Raw genomic sequence first — 17,768 nt, 5'->3', positions numbered from 1 at the left:
GATGCCCGCTTAGCCAGGACCGTCCCCGCACGCCATGAAAGCTGCCGAAATCCGCGAGAAATTCCTTTCCTTCTTCGAGTCGAAGGGCCACACGATCGTCCGCTCGTCGAGCCTCGTGCCCGGTAACGACCCCACGCTGATGTTCACGAACTCGGGCATGGTCCAGTTCAAGGACGTCTTCCTCGGCACCGACACGCGCCCGTATTCGCGCGCGACGACCGCACAGCGCAGCGTGCGCGCGGGCGGCAAGCACAACGACCTCGAGAACGTCGGCTACACCGCGCGCCATCACACGTTCTTCGAGATGCTCGGCAACTTCTCGTTCGGCGACTACTTCAAGCAGGACGCGATCCGCTTCGCATGGGAGCTGCTGACGACGGTCTACCAGTTGCCGAAGGACAAGCTCTGGGTCACCGTGTACCAGGAAGACGACGAGGCGTACGACATCTGGGCGAAGGAAGTCGGCGTGCCGGCCGAGCGCATCATCCGGATCGGCGACAACAAGGGCGCGCGCTATGCGTCCGACAACTTCTGGACGATGGGCGACACCGGCCCGTGCGGCCCGTGCACGGAGATCTTCTACGACCACGGCCCGGACGTGTGGGGCGGCCCGCCGGGGTCGCCGGAAGAGGACGGCGACCGCTACATCGAGATCTGGAACCTCGTGTTCATGCAGTTCAACCGCGACGCGCAGGGCAACATGACGCGCCTGCCGAAGCCGTGCGTCGACACCGGCATGGGCCTCGAGCGCCTCGCCGCGGTGCTGCAGCACGTGCACAGCAACTACGAGATCGACCTGTTCCAGAACCTGATCAACGCCGCCTCGCGCGTGACGGGCGTCGCCGATCTCGGCAACAACTCGCTGAAGGTGATCGCCGATCACATCCGCGCGTGCTCGTTCCTGATCGTCGACGGCGTGATTCCGGGCAATGAAGGTCGCGGCTACGTGCTGCGCCGGATCGTGCGCCGCGCGATCCGCCACGGCTACAAGCTCGGCTGCAAGGGCGCGTTCTTCCACAAGCTCGTCGCGGATCTCGTCGCCGAGATGGGCGCCGCGTATCCGGAGTTGACGGAAGCCGGGCAGCGCGTGACCGACGTGCTGCGCCAGGAAGAGGAGCGCTTCTTCGAGACGATCGAGCACGGGATGTCGATCCTCGAGGCCGCGCTCGCGGAGCTGGATACCAAGGGCGGCAAGGTGCTCGACGGCGAGCTCGCGTTCAAGCTGCACGACACGTACGGCTTCCCGCTGGATCTGACGGCCGACGTTTGCCGCGAGCGCGGCGTGACCGTCGACGAGCCGGCGTTCGACGACGCGATGGCGCGCCAGCGCGAGCAGGCGCGCGCGGCCGGCAAGTTCAAGGCGACGCAGGGCCTCGACTACACCGGCGCGAAGACGACGTTCCACGGCTACGAGAAGCTCGCGTTCGACGACGCGAAGGTCGTCGCGCTGTACGTCGACGGCGCGTCGGCGAACGAAGTGAAGGTGGGCCAGCACGCGGTCGTCGTGCTCGACCACACGCCGTTCTACGCGGAATCGGGTGGCCAGGTCGGCGATCAGGGCGTGCTCGCGAACGCGTCGACGCGCTTTGCGGTCGGCGACACGCTGAAGGTGCAGGCCGACGTGATCGGCCACCACGGCACGCTCGAGCAGGGCACGCTGAAAGTCGGCGACGTGCTGCGCGCGGAGATCGACGAAGTGCGCCGCGCGCGCACGCAGCGCAACCACTCGGCGACGCACCTGATGCACAAGGCGCTGCGCGAGGTACTCGGCGCGCACGTGCAGCAGAAGGGCTCGCTCGTCGACGCGGACAAGACCCGCTTCGACTTCGCGCACAACGCGCCGCTGACCGACGACGAGATCCGCAAGGTCGAGGCGATCGTCAACGACCAGATCCTCGCGAACGCGCCGGGGATCGTGCGCGTGCTGCCGTACGACGAAGCGGTGAAGGGCGGCGCGATGGCGCTGTTCGGCGAGAAGTACGGTGACGAAGTGCGCGTGCTGGATCTCGGTTTCTCGCGCGAGCTGTGCGGCGGCACGCACGTGCATCGTACCGGCGACATCGGCCTGTTCAAGATCGTGATGGAAGGCGGCGTCGCGGCCGGCATCCGCCGCGTGGAGGCGATCACCGGCGACAACGCGGTGCGTTACGTGCAGGCGCTCGACGCGCGCGTGAACGAGGCGGCCGCGGCGTTGAAGGCGCAGCCGTCGGAGCTGACGCAGCGCATCGGCCAGGTGCAGGAGCAGGTGAAGGCGCTCGAGAAGGAGCTGTCGGCGCTGAAATCGAAGCTCGCGTCGAGCCAGGGCGACGAGCTCGCGCAGCAGGCGGTCGAGGTCGGCGGCGTGCACGTGCTCGCGGCGACGCTCGACGGCGCGGACGTGAAGACGCTGCGCGAAACCGTCGACAAGCTGAAGGACAAGCTGAAGAGCGCGGCGATCGTGCTCGCGGCGGTCGAAGGCGGCAAGGTCAGCCTGATCGCGGGTGTGACGGCGGAGGCGAGCAAGAAGGTGAAGGCCGGCGATCTCGTGAACTTCGTCGCGCAGCAGGTCGGCGGCAAGGGCGGTGGCCGTCCGGACATGGCGCAGGCGGGCGGCACCGAGCCGGCGAACCTGCCGGCCGCGCTCGCGGGCGTGAAGGGCTGGGTCGAAGGCCGGCTCTGATCGGCGCCACGCCGGCCGCGCGTCGCGACGGCCGGCTCGATCCCCGCTTGGCGGACCACGCCGGGCGGGGATTTTTATTTGACGCGCCGTTTCTTCGTTCGTCCGCAGTCCCGCCCGATGAGCGCGGGATAAGGGCTGGATAAGGGCCGGATACGGGCCGGATAAGGGCCGGATAAGGGCCCGATAAGCGTTTGCGCATGACCTCCATATCGCGCGCTCGCGCGGCGGCGTCGCTACAATGTGGCGTATCCGCTTGTATCCGCTTGTATCCGCTTGTCCGCACCTTCCACCTTCACTGATTCTGTCGATGTCGAATCCGAACCCGACGGCGCCGCGCGCGCCGATGCTGTCGACCGCCGAAGCGCTCGCCACGTTGCTGGCCGCTGCTACTCCGCTGACCGATACCGAAAGCGTCGCGACGCTCGACGCGCTCGGCCGCGTGCTCGGCGCGGACGTCGAATCGCCGCTCGACGTGCCGCCGATGGATACGAGCGCGATGGATGGCTACGCGGTGCGGGTCGCCGACCTGCTGCACGGCGAGCGGCGCCTGCCGGTGTCGCAGCGGATTCCGGCGGGCCATCCGGCCGCGCCGCTCGCGGCGGGCACGGCCGCGCGGATCTTCACCGGCGCGACGGTGCCCCCCGGCGCCGATGCGGTCGTGATGCAGGAGCAGACCGAAGCGAACGGCGACGCGGTCGACATCCTGCACACGCCGAAGGCGGGCGAATGGATCACCGCGCAGGGCGCGGACATCCGACGCGGCTCGGTGATCCTGCCGGTCGGCACGCGGCTCACGCCGCAGGCGCTCGGCCTGGCCGCGTCGGTCGGCTGCGCGCGGCTCGCGGTCACGCGCCGCACGAAGGTCGCGGTGTTCTTCACCGGCGACGAGCTGACGATGCCCGGCGAGCCGCTGAAACCGGGCGCGATCTACAACTCGAACCGCTTCACGCTGCGCGGGCTGCTCGAACGGCTCGGCTGCGACGTGACCGACTACGGGATCGTCCCCGATTCGCTCGCGGCGACGCGCGACACGCTGCGCGCGGCGGCGCGCGAACACGACGTGATCCTGACGAGCGGCGGCGTGTCGGTCGGCGACGAGGACCACGTGAAGCCCGCGGTCGAGGCCGAAGGCCGGCTCGCGCTGTGGCAGATCGCGATGAAGCCGGGCAAGCCGCTCGCGTTCGGCGCTGTCCGGCGCGATGGTGAACGCGATGATGACCGTGACAGCGCACGCGGCGAAGCGCATTTCATCGGGCTGCCCGGCAATCCGGTGTCGAGCTTCGTCACGTTCCTGCTGTTCGTGCGGCCGTTCCTGCTGCGTCTGTCGGGCGTGCGCGACGTCGCGCCGCGCGCGCTGTCGCTGCGCGCCGACTTCGAGCAGAGCAAGGGCGACCGCCGCAACGAGTTCCTGCGCGCGCGGATCAACGCGGCGGGCGGCCTCGACCTGTTCCCGAACCAGAGCTCGGCGGTGCTGACGTCGACGGTCTGGGGCGATGGCCTGATCGACAATCCGCCGCAGCATGTGATCAGCGCGGGCGAGACCGTCCGCTTCCTGCCGTTTTCCGAACTGCTTGCGTGATCGAACCATGAACATCGCTCTGAAATTCTTTGCCAGCGTGCGCGAGGCGGTCGGCGTGGCCGACGAGCGCGTCGACGTGCCGGACGGCATCGCGACGATCGGCGACGTGCGCGCATGGCTGCGCACGCGCGGCGGCGCGTGGGCCGAAGCGCTCGCCGAGGGCCGCGCGCTGCGGATGGCGTGCAATCATGAGATGACCGACGCCGACACGCGGATCACCGACGGCTGCGAGGTCGCGTTCTTTCCGCCGGTGACGGGCGGCTGAGGAGCGAACGATGGCGACGGTACGCGTACAGACTGCAGATTTCGACCTGAATGCCGAAGTGGGCGCGCTGCGCGCGCGTAATCCGAAGATCGGCGCGGTCGCCTGCTTCGTCGGCACGGTGCGCGATCTCAACGAAGGCGATGCGGTCGCGGTGCTCGAGCTCGAACATTACCCGGGGATGACCGAGAAGGCGCTCGAGCGGATCGCGGACGACGCGTGCCGGCGCTGGCCGGGCATCGACGTATCGATCGTGCATCGCGTCGGCAAGCTGTTTCCGCTCGACCAGATCGTGCTCGTCGTGACGGTCGCCGCGCATCGCGGCGACGCGTTCGCGTCGTGCGAGTTCGTGATGGACTATTTGAAGACCCAGGCGCCGTTCTGGAAGAAGGAGACGACGCCGGACGGCGAGCGCTGGGTCGACGCGCGCAGCACCGACGACGCGGCGCTCGCGCGCTGGGGCGTCGAATCGGACAACGCGCGGCGCTGACGCCGGCTCGCGCGAACGCGAATGCCGGCCCCGCGCGTCGGGCCTACGCGTCCGACGTCCCGCGCCCGATGATCTTCGCCGGAAAAGGCTCGCCGCGCGCACGTGACGGGGGCTCGACCGGATCGCCCGGGCGGCGCGGCGCGACCGCGTCGAGGAGCGCCTGCTGCTCGGGCGGGATCGGGTAATCCCAGCCGAAGCGGCTCAGTTGCAGGCTCTGCGCGATCCGCAGCGCGGGCTCCATGAACCGGACCGCGGCCGCGGGCTCGTAGTGCGCGTCGACCGTCTTCAGGAACAGCGACAGCCAGCGGCTGAAGTGCGCGGGCTCGACCCCTTCGAGCGGCTGGTGCGCCTGCTGCACGTTGCCGCGATAGCCCTTCGTGCCCAGCACGAGGCTCGACCAGAACGTGACCATTTTCGGCAGATGATCGTCCCAGCGGCCGGCGAGCCGTGCGTCGAATACGGGGCCGAGCAGCGGATCGGCTTGCACGCGCTCGTAGAACGCATGGACGAGTTCGCGGATGTTCTCTTCGGTCGGAACCGGGTCGCGGGGCCGGATCGGCGCGACCGCGGGCGGGGTGGGCGGAGTGGGCATGATGAAAAGGGGCCGGGTCGGGCGGGCGGGACGTCGCGGCGATTTTGTCGCACAATAACGGCCGGCCACTCTCGAAAAAATGCTGATGAACCGCATCTTATCCGACACCGTGCCCCCATGCACGCGGCCGCCGTGTTTCACCGCCGAACCTTTGCGCTCATGAGACTGACCGATTACACCGACTACTCGCTGAGAGTCATGCTCTATCTCGCGGTGCGCGGCGAGGGCCTCGCGACGATTCAGGAGATATCGGACGCGTACGGCATCTCGAAAAATCATCTGATGAAAGTCGTGCAGCAGCTCGGCGAGCTCGGCTGGGTCGAGACGGTCCGCGGCCGCAACGGCGGGCTGCGGCTGCATCCGGATTCGATGCGGCTGAGCGTCGGCGCGGTCGTGCGCGCGACCGAAAACGACTTCGTGCTCGTCGGCTGCTTCTCGGGCGGCGAGCAGCCGCACCGCGACTGCGCGATCGAGCCCGCGTGCCGGTTGAAGGGCGTGTTCGCGGCCGCGCGCGACGCGTTTTTCGCGGAGCTCGACCGCCACACGATCGGCGACCTTGCCCGCCCGGGCGCGCCGATCGCGATGCTGCTCGGCATTCCGGTCGTCGCGGTCGCGCCGGCCGGCGACGATTCCGCCGCGTCCGCGTACGCCGACTGACCACCGGGCGCCCGCGCGCCCGCCTGCCGTGCGCCGCGCCGTTTCCCGCCGTTTTTTGCGCAAAATCGATCGAATTCCGCTTGAAAGCCGCATAACGAGCCTCACTTGGGTGTTATTCGAAAATTGGAGGTCTCCTAGATGAGAATCGACAAGCTCACCACCAAGTTCCAGGAAGCGCTCGCGGATGCGCAAAGCCTCGCGGCAGGCCGCGACAATCAGTACATCGAACCCGTCCACCTGCTCGCCGCGCTCGTCGCGCAGCAGGACGGCTCCGCGCGCTCGCTGCTGTCGCGCGCGGGCGTGCACGTGCAGGCGCTGCAAACCGCGCTGAACGACGCGATCGCGCGTCTGCCGCAGGTGACCGGCACCGGCGGCGACATCCAGATCGGCCGCGAGCTGGCCGGCCTGCTGAACCAGGCGGACAAGGAAGCGCAGAAGCTGAACGACTCGTTCATCGCGAGCGAGATGTTCCTGCTCGCGGTGGCCGACGACAAGGGCGACGCGGGCAAGCTCGCGCGCCAGCACGGGCTCACGCGCAAAGCGCTCGAAGCCGCGATCGCCGCGGTGCGCGGCGGCTCGCAGGTGCACAGCCAGGACGCCGAGAGCCAGCGCGAGGCGCTGAAGAAATACACGGTCGACGTGACCGAGCGCGCGCGCGCGGGCAAGCTCGATCCGGTGATCGGCCGCGACGACGAGATCCGCCGCTCGATCCAGATCCTGCAGCGCCGCACGAAGAACAACCCGGTGCTGATCGGCGAACCGGGCGTCGGCAAGACCGCGATCGTCGAAGGGCTCGCGCAGCGGATCGTCAACGGCGAGGTGCCCGAGACGCTGAAGAACAAGCGCGTGCTGTCGCTCGACATGGCCGCGCTGCTCGCGGGCGCCAAGTATCGCGGCGAGTTCGAGGAGCGCCTGAAGGCGGTGCTCAACGACATCGCGAAGGACGAAGGCCGCACGATCGTGTTCATCGACGAGATCCACACGATGGTCGGCGCGGGCAAGGCCGAAGGCGCGATGGACGCGGGCAACATGCTGAAGCCGGCGCTGTCGCGCGGCGAGCTGCACTGCATCGGCGCGACGACGCTCGACGAATACCGGAAGTACATCGAGAAGGATGCCGCGCTCGAGCGCCGCTTCCAGAAGGTGCTCGTCGACGAGCCGACCGTCGAGGCGACGATCGCGATCCTGCGCGGGCTGCAGGAGAAGTACGAGCTGCACCACGGCGTCGACATCACCGATCCGGCGATCGTCGCGGCGGCCGAGCTGTCGCATCGTTACATCACCGACCGCTTCCTGCCGGACAAGGCGATCGACCTGATCGACGAGGCCGCGTCGAAGATCAAGATGGAAATCGACTCGAAGCCCGAGGAGATGGACAAGCTCGACCGGCGCCTGATCCAGCTGAAGATCGAGCGCGAGGCGGTGAAGAAGGAGCAGGACGAGGCGTCGCAGAAGCGGCTCGCGCTGATCGAGGAAGAGATCGACCGGCTCGGCCGCGAGTACGCGGATCTCGAGGAGATCTGGAAGGCCGAGAAGGCGACGGTGCAGGGCAGCGCGGCGCTGAAGGAGGAGATCGAGAAGGTGCGCGCGGACATCGCGAAGTTACAGCGCGAAGGCAAGCTCGAGAAGGTCGCCGAGCTGCAGTACGGGAAGCTGCCGCAGCTCGACGCGCAGCTCAAGCAGGTCACGCAGGCCGAGGAGAAGGAGCAGCACAATCCGACGCGCCCGCGCCTCTTGCGCACGCAGGTCGGCGCGGAAGAGATCGCGGAAGTCGTGTCGCGCTCGACCGGCATCCCGGTGTCGCGGATGATGCAGGGCGAGCGTGAGAAGCTGCTGCACATCGAGGAGAAGCTGCACGAACGCGTGGTCGGCCAGAACGAGGCGATCGACGCGGTCGCCGACGCGATCCGCCGTTCGCGCGCGGGCCTCGCGGATCCGAACCGCCCGTACGGCTCGTTCCTGTTCCTCGGGCCGACGGGTGTCGGCAAGACCGAGCTCTGCAAGGCGCTCGCGGGCTTCCTGTTCGATTCGGAAGAGCATCTGATCCGCATCGACATGAGCGAGTTCATGGAGAAGCACAGCGTCGCGCGGCTGATCGGCGCGCCGCCGGGCTACGTCGGCTACGAGGAGGGCGGCTATCTGACCGAGGCCGTGCGCCGCAAGCCGTACAGCGTGATCCTGCTCGACGAGATCGAGAAGGCGCATCCGGACGTGTTCAACGTGCTGCTGCAGGTGCTCGACGACGGCCGGATGACCGATGGCCAGGGGCGTACCGTCGACTTCAAGAACACGGTGATCGTGATGACGTCGAACCTTGGCTCGCAGGTGATCCAGTCGATGGCCGGCGCACCGCAGGGCGAGATCAAGGACGCGGTGTGGGAAGAAGTGAAGCTGCACTTCCGCCCCGAGTTCCTGAACCGGATCGACGACGTCGTCGTGTTCCACGCGCTCGATCGCAGCAACATCCAGTCGATCGCGAGGATCCAGCTCGCGCGCCTGCACGACCGGCTCGCGAAGCTCGACATGGCGCTCGACGTGTCGGAGGCGGCGCTCGAGCAGATCGGGAAGGTCGGCTACGATCCGCTGTTCGGCGCGCGGCCGCTCAAGCGCGCGATCCAGCAGGAGATCGAGAACCCGGTCGCGAAGCTGATCCTCGCGGGCCGCTTCGGGCCGAAGGACGTGATCCCGGTCGACGTGCACGACGGCAAGTTCACGTTCGAGCGCGTCGTTCACTGAAGCGCGGTCGACGCGCTGGCGTCGGCCCCGGCGGTTGCCTGAAAACGAACACCCCGCCTTGAAGGTCAAGGCGGGGTGTTTGCGTTTGGCGGGCGCGCGGCACGCGCCTGAGCTTGCGCTTATGCCCGCTTGAGCTCGCTTATGCCCGCTTGAGCCGGGCTGCGCTCAAGCCTGCTTGTTGCCGCCGAACAGGCCGGCGAGTTGCGACAGCGAGCCGAGCACGCTCGACGTGTCGACCTGGCCGCCGGCCGGCACCTGGCCGTCCGGCGTCGCGTGATTGACGACGTGCGGCAGCACCTGCGCGAGCAGGCCCGACGCCTGGCTCGGATCGATGCCGATCTTGCTCGCGAGCGCGCCGACGGCGTCCGAGCCGAGCACGTTCTGCAGTGCGTCGCCGGAGATCGGCTGGTTCTCGCCATTGCCGACCCACGAGCCGATGATGTCGCCCGCGCCGCCTTGCTGGAACTTCTGGATCAGGCCGTTTAGCCCGCCGGGCTGGTTGTTGACGAATTCGAGCGCGGCGGACACCAGCGCGTTTTGCGAATTGCCGCCGGCTTCGCCGCCGATCAGGCCGCCGACCATATCGAGTAGACCCATGATTTCACCTCGTTGAGCGGCGCCGCGTGTGCGGCGCCCGTTGAATCGAAACCGTCCCGCGCCGCGCGCGGGACGAACCGTCAGGCGCCCGACGCCGCAGCGGCGGAAGCAGCCTTGTCCTTGTTGCCTTTCTTCTTCGAACCCTTCGTCGCCTTCGTCGCCGATGCGCCGGCGTTCGCGCTGACGTTCGCATTGACGTTCGCGCCCGCGACTGGCGTCGACGCACCGACGGACGCCGACGCCGCGGCGGCCGCCGCGGCCTTGTCCTTCTTCGACTGGCGCTTCGACTTCGCGGCCGGCTTCGATGCGGCGGCCGGCGCGGCGGCGGTCGTGGCGGCGGTCGTCGCCGTCGTGGCTGCAGCCGTCGTCGCGGCGCCGGCGGTCTTGGTCGCAGTGTTCGTCGCGGTCGTGGCGGCGCCGGTGGTCTTGGTCGCGGCAGTCGTTGCCGTCGTGGCTGCGCTGGTCGTCGTCTTCGTCGTCGCGTTCGTCGCCGTCATCGCGGCGCCGGTCGTCGCCTTCGTCGCAGTATTCGCGCTATTCGCGCTATTCACGGCGGTGCCGAGCGTGCCGGTCGCGGCCGGCGCGGTCGCCGTCGCGGCGGCCTTCGCACCGGCGCTTGCCGATGCCTTCTCGCCCTTCGGCGGCGCCGACGAGCCGCCGACCGTCAGCCCGGCCGCCTCGAGGTTCGCGACCGATTTCACGCCGAGCCCCTTCACGCGGGTCGCGAGATCGTCGGCGTCCTTGAACGGGCCGTTCTTCGCGCGCTCGTCGACGATCGCCTTCGACTTCACGGGCCCGAGGCCCTTCACGGATTCGAGCGTGGCCTGATCGGCCGTGTTGACTTCGACCGCGGCGGCGAAGGCCGCGGTCAGCGACAGCGATAGCGCGACGAACAGCATCAGCAGCTTTTTCAGCATGGATAGGCTCCCTTGAGCAAACGGACGATGGCGATTGCAACGGTCGGCGCGGCGGCGGAGATGCCGCGCTGCGTCAAGCATAAGACAATTGCGTGCCCCTTTTGAGACAACGGCCCGAGTGTTGCGCAAGGTTCGCGGCGCTGTAAAGGGAAAGTCAGGTAATGCGTGCCGATTTTGACGATTCTTGACGGAATCGCGGCGAATGCGGCCGGCCGGGCGTCGACACGCCCGCGCGGGCGTCGTGTCGCCTCCCGCAGCGTAGCCTTCAGTCGAGTCTAGCAGGCTCGAGCGGGGCCGCCGGCACGACATCGCGCGCCCGCGTCCGGCTGACCGCGCGCAGATACAGCACGAGGCCGGTGCCCGCGAGCGCGAGGCTCACCGTGTTCGCGAACCAGAAGCCTCGCGCGCCGACGAGCCACGCGGGCGAGAAGCCGCCGACGTCGAAGCCGAGCAGATAACCGCCGCTGAGCCCGATGCCCCACAGTGCGACCGCGTAGATGACGGTCGGCACGACCGCGACTTTATACGCGCGCAGCACGAACGCGGTCGACACCTGAAGCGCGTCGAAGCAGTGATATGCGGCGACGATCGCGACGAGCGGCGACGCGGCCGCGATGACCGCCGGATTCGGCGTGTAGCTGCCGATGATCAGCGGCCGCAGCGCGGTCACGATGACGGCGTACGTGAGCGCGAGCCCGCCCGCGAGCATCACGCCGTGACGGCCGAGCCGCCGCGCCTCGTGCGGCCGCTGCGCGCCGAGCGCGCGGGCGACGAGCGTCGACGCCGCGATGCCGATCGACAGCGGCGTCATGTACAGCACCGCGCTGACGTTGCCGGCGATCTGATGCCCGGCGAGCGCGGTCGTGCCGAACTGCGCGATGAAGAGCGCCATGCAGGTATAGGACGTGACCTCGATCAGATAGGAGAGCCCCATCGGCAGGCCGAGCTTCAGCAGCGCCTTCTGGCGCGTCCATACGGGGAAGCAGAAGCGCGAGAAGATCGCGAGCGGCACGAAGTCGTCGACGTTCGCGAGCAGCGTGAAGCCGGTCAGCGCGAGCGCCCAGTTGATCAGCGCGCTCGCGAGCCCGCAGCCGGGGCCGCCCCACGCGGGCATGCCGAGCCCGCCGAAGATGAACCACACGTTGAGCGGCACCTTCAGCAGCAGCGCGCCGACCTGCAGGATCATCGCGAGACGCGGCTTGCCGGCCGCGTTCGCGAGCGCGTTGTACACGCGGAACATCAGGCTCGCGGGCAGCCCGTACGACAGGATCCGCAGATACTCGACCGTGCGCTCGTGCAGCGCGGCGGGCGCGTGCGCGAGCCGCAGCAGCGGCTCCGGGAAGTGCAGCAGCAGGAACCCGGGCACGGCCAGCATCGCGGCGAGCCACAGCGCCTGGCGCGCTTCTTCGCCGATCTCCGCATAGCGCCGCGCGCCGTACAGCTGGCCCGCGATCGGCTGCAGCGCGGACAGGATGCCGGTCAGGCCGATGAACACCGACACATAGATCGACGAGCCGAGCCCGAGCGCGGCGAGATCGATGGCCGAATAGCGACCGACCATCGCGGTGTCGATCACGCCGAACGCGACGATGGCCAGTTGGCCGATCAGGACGGGCCATGCGAGTCCGACGATCTGGAAGATGTCGGCAAGCATGTCAGTCCTCGCCGGGCCGCCCCAAGAGGGCTGACCGCCCCCTCGGGGGGCAGCGAACGAAGTGAGCGTGGGGGCGTTTCATTTCAGTTTGTCGGATGCGGAATGCGCTTGCGCGGCGCCTTCGGCCGCTCGATGCGTTCGTAGAGACGGAACCGCTCGTCGCGGTCGGCGACGCGGCGGCCTTCCCAGACGAGGCGCCACACGTAGCGCGACATCGAGCTCGGCTCGCCGAAATCGGAGCGGTCCTGCCGCAGAATCACGTCGCAGTCGCCGTTGAATTCGAAGTGCATATGGCCGAAATACGCGAACGTCGCGATCTGCGCGTCGCCGAGCCGCACCGGCGAGATGCACTCGTAATCGGACGGCAGATGCGCGGCGATCTGCTGCGCGACGTCGCGATAAGTCCGGCTGTAGTTGACGATCGGCAGCCACAGCGTCATCAGCAGCGCCCACATCAGCGTCGTGCCCGCGCCGGACAGCACGACACTGCGCCACAGCACCTTCGGCTGCCGCGACACGCGCCAGCGCGCGAGCAGGAACCAGCAGATCGTCACCGCGACCGCGCAGACGAACGACAGCACGCTGAAATGCGGGGTGAAGCCCGGCACGAGGCGCGCGAGGTTGCGCGCGAGCGGATGCGGGAAGCCGGTCAGCGACGCGAGCCACACGAGCCACACGAACGTGCCGAGGATCGTGAAGCTCAACACCGCGAACCAGTCGATCGCGTTGATCGCGCCGCGCTTGAGCGTCGGCAGCGCGAACGTCGCGAGCACCGCGAGCGGCGGCAGCAGCAGCATGTACATCCGGTTCGACTGCTGGCTCTGCAGGATCACGAGCACGATCAGCGGCACCGCGACCGACAGCGGCAGCGCGATGTGCGCGTGGCGGCGCAGCCCGGCCCAGCTCCACCACGCCCAGATCGCGAGCGGCCACGCCGGCCACGTGAACAGCGGCAGGTTCTTCGCCGCGTACTTGAGCACCGTGCTCGGCGGGCCCGAGAAGCGCATCAGGCTGCCGTGCAGCCACTGATTGAAGAACCAGTCGGCGTCCGCATGCGCGGCGACGTACGTGGCCAGCGGCCACAGCGCGAAGATCGCGGCCGCGAGCGGCAGGCCGATCGCGGGCACGCGCAGGTCGCGCACGCCGGGCGTGATGAGGCGCTGCGCAACCGTCCCCGTGAGCAGCGCGGCGACCAGCACCGGGTTGCCGGACAGGGCGATCAGGCCGAGTGCGACGCCCCACCAGAGCGCGCCCTGCACGGGCCGGTCGATCGCACGCACGAGGCCGTACACGAGCATCGCGATCCACGCGAACTGCGCGAGCTGCGGCGTCGTTTCGTGGCCGCGCTCCGCGAGGCCGAAGCACGCGACGAGGATCAGCAGCGCGCCGTCCGCGAGCGTGCGGCCGTAGTCGCGCGGCTCGGGCTCGCCGCCGAACGCGTACTTGAACGGCTGCACCTCGGCGCGCCGGCCGAGCAGATAGGCCGCATACCAGACGAACGCGCAAGCGACGCAGAACAGCACGCCGGTCGCGACGCGCGACGCGTCGCTCGCGTCGACCCACGGCCCGAGCCCGCGGATCGCGAGCGCGCCGAACCAGTAGCCGAGCGGGCCGTCGCTCGTGATCGGCTTGCCGACGAGGTTCGGCAGCAGCCAGTCGTGCCAGCCGCCTTTAGCCATCGTCCACATCACGCCGAAGCCCGCCGCGTCCTCGTTCTTCCACGGATCGCGGCCGAACAGGCCGAACATCGCGTAGACGATGCAGAGCGTGAGCAGCAGCCAGCGCGGCAGCGCGCGCGTGGCGGAGGCGGTGAGACGAACGACAGGCTTCATGCAGTGAATGAATTGTTATCGGCGCGGCGGGCGGTTGCCGGGCGACCGGCAGGGCAACCGGCATTGTAGTCGCGCCGGCCAGTGCGCGTCAGCGATGCCGGCCGCGCGCCGCGCGGCGCGGGACGAGCGGGCACAAAAAAGGGCAGCCTCAGCTGCCCTTCGATGCGGAACCGGTGCGTGTGAACCACCGGAAGCGGCGCGAAGCTTACTTCGCTGCCTTGCCGTTGGCGCGCGAGCCGAACTTGTTCTTGAACTTCTCGACGCGGCCGGCCGTGTCCATGATCTTCTGCTGGCCGGTGTAGAACGAGTGCGATTCCGACGACACTTCGATCTTGGCGAGCGGGTAGGTCTTGCCGTCGAGCTCGACGGTTTCGCGCGTCTGGATCGTCGAGCGCGTCACGAACTTGAAGCCGTTCGACATGTCTTGGAAGACGACTTCGCGGTAATCCGGGTGAATGCCAGGTTTCATGATTTTCCTTGGTGAGAGCGGTAGCCAACCCGCCGCTTCCGGCGCGAGCCACTTGCCTAAGGTAGAGAGACGGCGATTATGCCAGAAAATCAGATGGTTGACGAATATTTTTCACGCTCATTTTTCAGGTTCACGCGTGCTTTATTCCGCGAGCGCGCCCGTGCCGGCCGGGTCCTGTCGGTAATAGCGGGCGAGCAGCCGGTACAGCTCGGGAAACTCGGCCTCGAACGCGCGTGGCTTCACGAACAGCGCCTCGCTGCACACCGCGAAGAACTCGGACGGATGGTCGGATGCATACGGATCGATCAGCGAATCGCGCTCGAAGCGCGCCCACGCGCGGTCCGGCACCGCGTCGACGCGCGCGCAGAACTGGTCGTACGCGTGCTCGAACACGTCGGCCCACGCCTGCGCGTCGAGGTGCGGCGCGTGCCAGCGGCGAAACAGGGGCGGATAGCCGTCCGCGTCGCCGTTGACCATGTCGATCTTGTGCGCGAACTCGTGGATCACGACGTTGTACGCGTCGCGGCCGTCGGTCATCTGCGCATCCTCCCACGACAGGATCACCGGGCCGCCTTCCCACGCCTCGCCGCTCGCGTCCTGCTCGACCTCGTGGACGACGCCGTCCTCGTCCTGCACGGTCTTGCGGATCACGAACTCGCCCGGATACACGACGATGCCGACCCAGCCGTCGTACAGGCTCAGGTCGAGATTCAGCACCGGCAGGCACGCCTGCGCGGCGATGCCGACCATCATCGCATCGGTGAGCTCGAGCCCGTGCGCGGTCGAGAACGACTTGCGGGCGAGGAACAGGCTCGTCAGTTCGCGCAGGCGGGCGAGATCGGCGGGCGGCAGATAGCCGAGGAACGGCAGCCGCGCGACGGTGTCGAGCCACAGCGCGTCGGGAATCGGATGGCGGCGCAGCGCGTGGTCGCGGCGGCGTTCGCCGAGCCAGCGGGACAGTTTCGAAAGCATGCGGGTCGCGCTCGGAAAAAACGGCCGCCCCGCGAACAACGCGCGGGGCGGCCGTCATGCGACGCGCAGCGGGCGGTTTAGCCGCCGCGGCGCATCAGATCGAAGAACTCGGCGTTGCTCTTCGTCTGGCGGATCTTGTCGAGCAGGAATTCCATCGCCTCGACTTCGTCCATGTCGTGGATGAATTTGCGCAGCACCCAGATCTTCTGCAGGAGCTCGGGCTTGATCAGCATCTCTTCGCGACGCGTGCCGGACTTGTTCAGGTTGATCGACGGATACACGCGCTTTTCCGCGAGACGGCGCTCGAGGTGCACTTCCATGTTGCCGGTGCCCTTGAACTCTTCATAGATCACGTCGTCCATCCGGCTGCCGGTTTCGATCAGCGCGGTGCCGATGATCGTGAGCGACCCGCCTTCCTCGATGTTGCGCGCGGCGCCGAAGAAGCGCTTCGGGCGCTGCAGCGCGTTCGCGTCGACACCGCCCGTCAGCACCTTGCCCGACGCCGGGATCACGGTGTTGTACGCGCGCGCGAGACGCGTGATCGAGTCGAGCAGAATCACGACGTCGTGCTTCATCTCGACGAGGCGCTTCGCCTTCTCGATCACCATTTCGGCGACCTGCACGTGGCGCGTGGCCGGTTCGTCGAACGTGGACGCGATCACTTCGCCGGCGACCGAGCGCTGCATTTCGGTCACTTCTTCAGGACGCTCGTCGATCAGCAGCACGAACAGGATCACGTCCGGATGGTTCTGCTTGATCGCGTGCGCGATGTGCTGAAGCATCACGGTCTTGCCGGACTTCGGCGACGCGACGAGCAGGCCGCGCTGGCCCTTGCCGATCGGCGCGATCATGTCGACGATACGGCCGGTGACGTTTTCCTCGCCGCGCATTTCGCGCTCGAGCGCCAGCGGCTTGTTCGGGTGCAGCGGCGTGAGGTTCTCGAACATGATCTTGTGTTTCGAGGCCTCGGGCGGCTGCCCGTTGACTTTGTCGACCTTCACGAGCGCGAAGTAGCGTTCGCCGTCCTTCGGCGTGCGGACTTCGCCTTCGATCGTGTCGCCGGTGTGCAGATTGAAGCGGCGAATCTGCGACGGGCTGATGTAGATGTCGTCGGTGCTTGCGAGATACGACATTTCCGGCGAGCGGAGGAAGCCGAAGCCGTCGGGCAGCACTTCGAGCGTGCCGTCGCCGAAGATCGTCTCACCCGTCTTCGCGCGTTTTTTGAGAATGGCGAACATCAACTCCTGCTTGCGCAGGCGGTTCGCGTTTTCGATCTCGAGGCCATTGGCCATTTCGATCAATTCAGAGACGTGCAGGGACTTGAGTTCGGATAAATGCATACGGAGAACCCGCCAGGGACGAGATGCGACGAGGTGAAATAGGGAGGAGGGCGAGCGGAAGCGCTCAGAGACTTATTAACTGCGTCTTGTAGACGTTTTTTAATTCTAGCATAGGCCGCTTCGCGCTTGAGCGGCCGATCGGCGGCTTTGCAACGGACGTGTTGCCGGTTGGCAACACGTCCGCGATGATGCCGGAATTACAGGTGGCTGTCGAGGAACGCGGTCAGCTGCGACTTCGACAGCGCGCCGACCTTCTGCGCGGCCGCCGCGCCGTTCTTGAACAGGATCAGCGTCGGGATGCCGCGCACGCCGAACTTCGCCGGCGTCGCCTGGTTGTCGTCGACGTTGATCTTCGCGATCTGCAGCTTGTCGCCGTAATCCTTCGCGACTTCGTCGAGGATCGGCGCGATCATCTTGCACGGGCCGCACCATTCGGCCCAGAAATCGACGAGCACGGGCTTGTCGGATTTGACGACGTCCTGTTCGAACGATGCGTCGCTGATGTGTTTGATCTGGTCGCTCATTGTCTCAATACCTCTTTGGGTTCGGGAACCGCTACGGGGACGGCCTGCTCCGCATTGCGTGCCGCGGCTCGCGGGTCATTCGGGCGTCATATTAGCCTAAATTGCTATCTGCTGTGGACGGCGATAGTAGCCGCTTCGGCAGTAGGGGCACGACGCCCGGCCGGGCTCCATCCGGTCCCATCCGGTCCCATTTGATGCCGTTTGGTGTCGTTTGGTCCCGCATTGGCTTTGCATTGGTCTGCTACGCGGCGCAGATGGAGGCGCGCGCGCCCAATGCAAGGGGCGCGCGGCGGCGCGGCCGCGCGAATTTAGCATTCGCATTCGCGGGCGACCGATGCTAGAATGCGCCGTGACGGGCCTCCTCGCATGGTGGGCCGGTGAACCTGGTCAGGTCGGGAACGAAGCAGCCACAGCCGTTTTCCGCCAGTGCCGAGGGTCAGGCTCGTCACCTTCCATCTGCCCCGTTCGGGGCTTTTTTATTGCCTGCC

Annotated in this window: 15 protein-coding genes and 1 other RNA gene; 7 read left to right on the top strand and 9 right to left on the bottom strand. The window is 67.7% G+C overall.

Annotated features, from left to right (window positions below; genetic code table 11):
- Positions 1-34 precede the first annotated feature (34 nt).
- The 4 genes from alaS (at position 35) to moaE (ending at position 4,990) form a co-directional block, all read left to right on the top strand.
- Positions 35-2,659, top strand: a complete 2,625-nt coding sequence (gene alaS / locus HZI36_RS21505) for an alanine--tRNA ligase (protein ID WP_179404685.1) — start codon at positions 35-37, stop codon at positions 2,657-2,659.
- Between the two features lie 307 nt (positions 2,660-2,966).
- The gene (locus HZI36_RS21500) at positions 2,967-4,238 is read left to right on the top strand and encodes a molybdopterin molybdotransferase MoeA (RefSeq protein WP_179404684.1); all 1,272 of its coding nucleotides are present in this window, start codon (positions 2,967-2,969) and stop codon (positions 4,236-4,238) included.
- Positions 4,239-4,245: 7 nt separating this feature from the next.
- Positions 4,246-4,503, top strand: a complete 258-nt coding sequence (moaD, locus tag HZI36_RS21495; RefSeq protein ID WP_179404683.1) for a molybdopterin converting factor subunit 1 — start codon at positions 4,246-4,248, stop codon at positions 4,501-4,503.
- Between the two features lie 10 nt (positions 4,504-4,513).
- Positions 4,514-4,990 (top strand): molybdopterin synthase catalytic subunit MoaE, encoded by a 477-nt coding sequence (gene moaE, locus HZI36_RS21490; RefSeq protein WP_179404682.1) that lies wholly within the window; start codon positions 4,514-4,516, stop codon positions 4,988-4,990.
- Between the two features lie 43 nt (positions 4,991-5,033).
- Here moaE and HZI36_RS21485 read toward each other — a convergent pair whose 3' ends face one another.
- A complete protein-coding gene (locus HZI36_RS21485) occupies positions 5,034-5,582 on the bottom strand; it encodes a group III truncated hemoglobin (protein ID WP_179404681.1) in 549 nt (182 codons plus the stop codon).
- Positions 5,583-5,741: 159 nt separating this feature from the next.
- Between HZI36_RS21485 and HZI36_RS21480 the strand changes: the two genes are divergently transcribed.
- A complete protein-coding gene (locus HZI36_RS21480) occupies positions 5,742-6,239 on the top strand; it encodes an Rrf2 family transcriptional regulator (protein WP_179404680.1) in 498 nt (165 codons plus the stop codon).
- A 138-nt stretch (positions 6,240-6,377) separates the two neighbouring features.
- Complete coding sequence (clpB, locus tag HZI36_RS21475; protein ID WP_179404679.1) at positions 6,378-8,975, top strand: ATP-dependent chaperone ClpB; 2,598 nt, start codon at positions 6,378-6,380, stop codon at positions 8,973-8,975.
- A gap of 165 nt (positions 8,976-9,140) precedes the next feature.
- Here clpB and HZI36_RS21470 read toward each other — a convergent pair whose 3' ends face one another.
- The 8 genes from HZI36_RS21470 to trxA all read right to left on the bottom strand — a co-directional run bounded on the left by HZI36_RS21470 (position 9,141) and on the right by trxA (position 17,280).
- Positions 9,141-9,575 (bottom strand): YidB family protein, encoded by a 435-nt coding sequence (locus HZI36_RS21470; protein ID WP_484478981.1) that lies wholly within the window; start codon positions 9,573-9,575, stop codon positions 9,141-9,143.
- Between the two features lie 77 nt (positions 9,576-9,652).
- Entirely contained in the window at positions 9,653-10,489 is an 837-nt protein-coding gene (locus HZI36_RS21465; protein WP_179404677.1) for a ComEA family DNA-binding protein, read from the bottom strand.
- A 265-nt stretch (positions 10,490-10,754) separates the two neighbouring features.
- On the bottom strand, positions 10,755-12,143 hold the full coding sequence (locus HZI36_RS21460) for an MATE family efflux transporter (protein WP_179404676.1): 1,389 nt from the start codon (positions 12,141-12,143) through the stop codon (positions 10,755-10,757).
- A gap of 83 nt (positions 12,144-12,226) precedes the next feature.
- On the bottom strand, positions 12,227-13,975 hold the full coding sequence (locus HZI36_RS21455; RefSeq protein ID WP_179404675.1) for an ArnT family glycosyltransferase: 1,749 nt from the start codon (positions 13,973-13,975) through the stop codon (positions 12,227-12,229).
- 205 nt (positions 13,976-14,180) lie between these two features.
- Complete coding sequence (locus HZI36_RS21450; protein WP_179404674.1) at positions 14,181-14,444, bottom strand: type B 50S ribosomal protein L31; 264 nt, start codon at positions 14,442-14,444, stop codon at positions 14,181-14,183.
- A gap of 141 nt (positions 14,445-14,585) precedes the next feature.
- Positions 14,586-15,416 (bottom strand): M90 family metallopeptidase, encoded by an 831-nt coding sequence (locus HZI36_RS21445; RefSeq protein WP_179404673.1) that lies wholly within the window; start codon positions 15,414-15,416, stop codon positions 14,586-14,588.
- Between the two features lie 77 nt (positions 15,417-15,493).
- The gene (gene rho / locus HZI36_RS21440) at positions 15,494-16,756 is read right to left on the bottom strand and encodes a transcription termination factor Rho (RefSeq protein WP_179404672.1); all 1,263 of its coding nucleotides are present in this window, start codon (positions 16,754-16,756) and stop codon (positions 15,494-15,496) included.
- A gap of 197 nt (positions 16,757-16,953) precedes the next feature.
- Positions 16,954-17,280, bottom strand: a complete 327-nt coding sequence (gene trxA, locus HZI36_RS21435) for a thioredoxin TrxA (RefSeq protein WP_179404671.1) — start codon at positions 17,278-17,280, stop codon at positions 16,954-16,956.
- A gap of 351 nt (positions 17,281-17,631) precedes the next feature.
- Between trxA and ffs the strand changes: the two genes are divergently transcribed.
- Positions 17,632-17,730, top strand: an RNA gene (gene ffs / locus HZI36_RS21430) — signal recognition particle sRNA small type.
- The last annotated feature ends 38 nt before the right edge of the window (positions 17,731-17,768 follow it).

It is taken from the genome of Burkholderia guangdongensis (assembly GCF_013403875.1).
Lineage (GTDB): Bacteria > Pseudomonadota > Gammaproteobacteria > Burkholderiales > Burkholderiaceae > Burkholderia > Burkholderia guangdongensis.
The sequence above is the reverse complement of the archived record's forward strand: the minus strand, read 5'-3'. Positions and strand labels throughout refer to the sequence as shown.

What these genes read in the sequence shown, in the direction of transcription:
- HZI36_RS21460 (WP_179404676.1), bottom strand. Translation starts at nt 12,143, where the DNA reads ATGCTTGCCGACATCTTCCAGATCGTCGGACTCGCATGGCCCGTCCTG.
- alaS (WP_179404685.1), top strand. Translation starts at nt 35, where the DNA reads ATGAAAGCTGCCGAAATCCGCGAGAAATTCCTTTCCTTCTTCGAGTCG.
- HZI36_RS21485 (WP_179404681.1), bottom strand. Translation starts at nt 5,582, where the DNA reads ATGCCCACTCCGCCCACCCCGCCCGCGGTCGCGCCGATCCGGCCCCGC.
- HZI36_RS21455 (WP_179404675.1), bottom strand. Translation starts at nt 13,975, where the DNA reads ATGAAGCCTGTCGTTCGTCTCACCGCCTCCGCCACGCGCGCGCTGCCG.
- clpB (WP_179404679.1), top strand. Translation starts at nt 6,378, where the DNA reads ATGAGAATCGACAAGCTCACCACCAAGTTCCAGGAAGCGCTCGCGGAT.
- HZI36_RS21445 (WP_179404673.1), bottom strand. Translation starts at nt 15,416, where the DNA reads ATGCTTTCGAAACTGTCCCGCTGGCTCGGCGAACGCCGCCGCGACCAC.
- HZI36_RS21500 (WP_179404684.1), top strand. Translation starts at nt 2,967, where the DNA reads ATGTCGAATCCGAACCCGACGGCGCCGCGCGCGCCGATGCTGTCGACC.
- moaD (WP_179404683.1), top strand. Translation starts at nt 4,246, where the DNA reads ATGAACATCGCTCTGAAATTCTTTGCCAGCGTGCGCGAGGCGGTCGGC.
- HZI36_RS21465 (WP_179404677.1), bottom strand. Translation starts at nt 10,489, where the DNA reads ATGCTGAAAAAGCTGCTGATGCTGTTCGTCGCGCTATCGCTGTCGCTG.
- rho (WP_179404672.1), bottom strand. Translation starts at nt 16,756, where the DNA reads ATGCATTTATCCGAACTCAAGTCCCTGCACGTCTCTGAATTGATCGAA.
- trxA (WP_179404671.1), bottom strand. Translation starts at nt 17,280, where the DNA reads ATGAGCGACCAGATCAAACACATCAGCGACGCATCGTTCGAACAGGAC.
- moaE (WP_179404682.1), top strand. Translation starts at nt 4,514, where the DNA reads ATGGCGACGGTACGCGTACAGACTGCAGATTTCGACCTGAATGCCGAA.
- HZI36_RS21450 (WP_179404674.1), bottom strand. Translation starts at nt 14,444, where the DNA reads ATGAAACCTGGCATTCACCCGGATTACCGCGAAGTCGTCTTCCAAGAC.
- HZI36_RS21480 (WP_179404680.1), top strand. Translation starts at nt 5,742, where the DNA reads ATGAGACTGACCGATTACACCGACTACTCGCTGAGAGTCATGCTCTAT.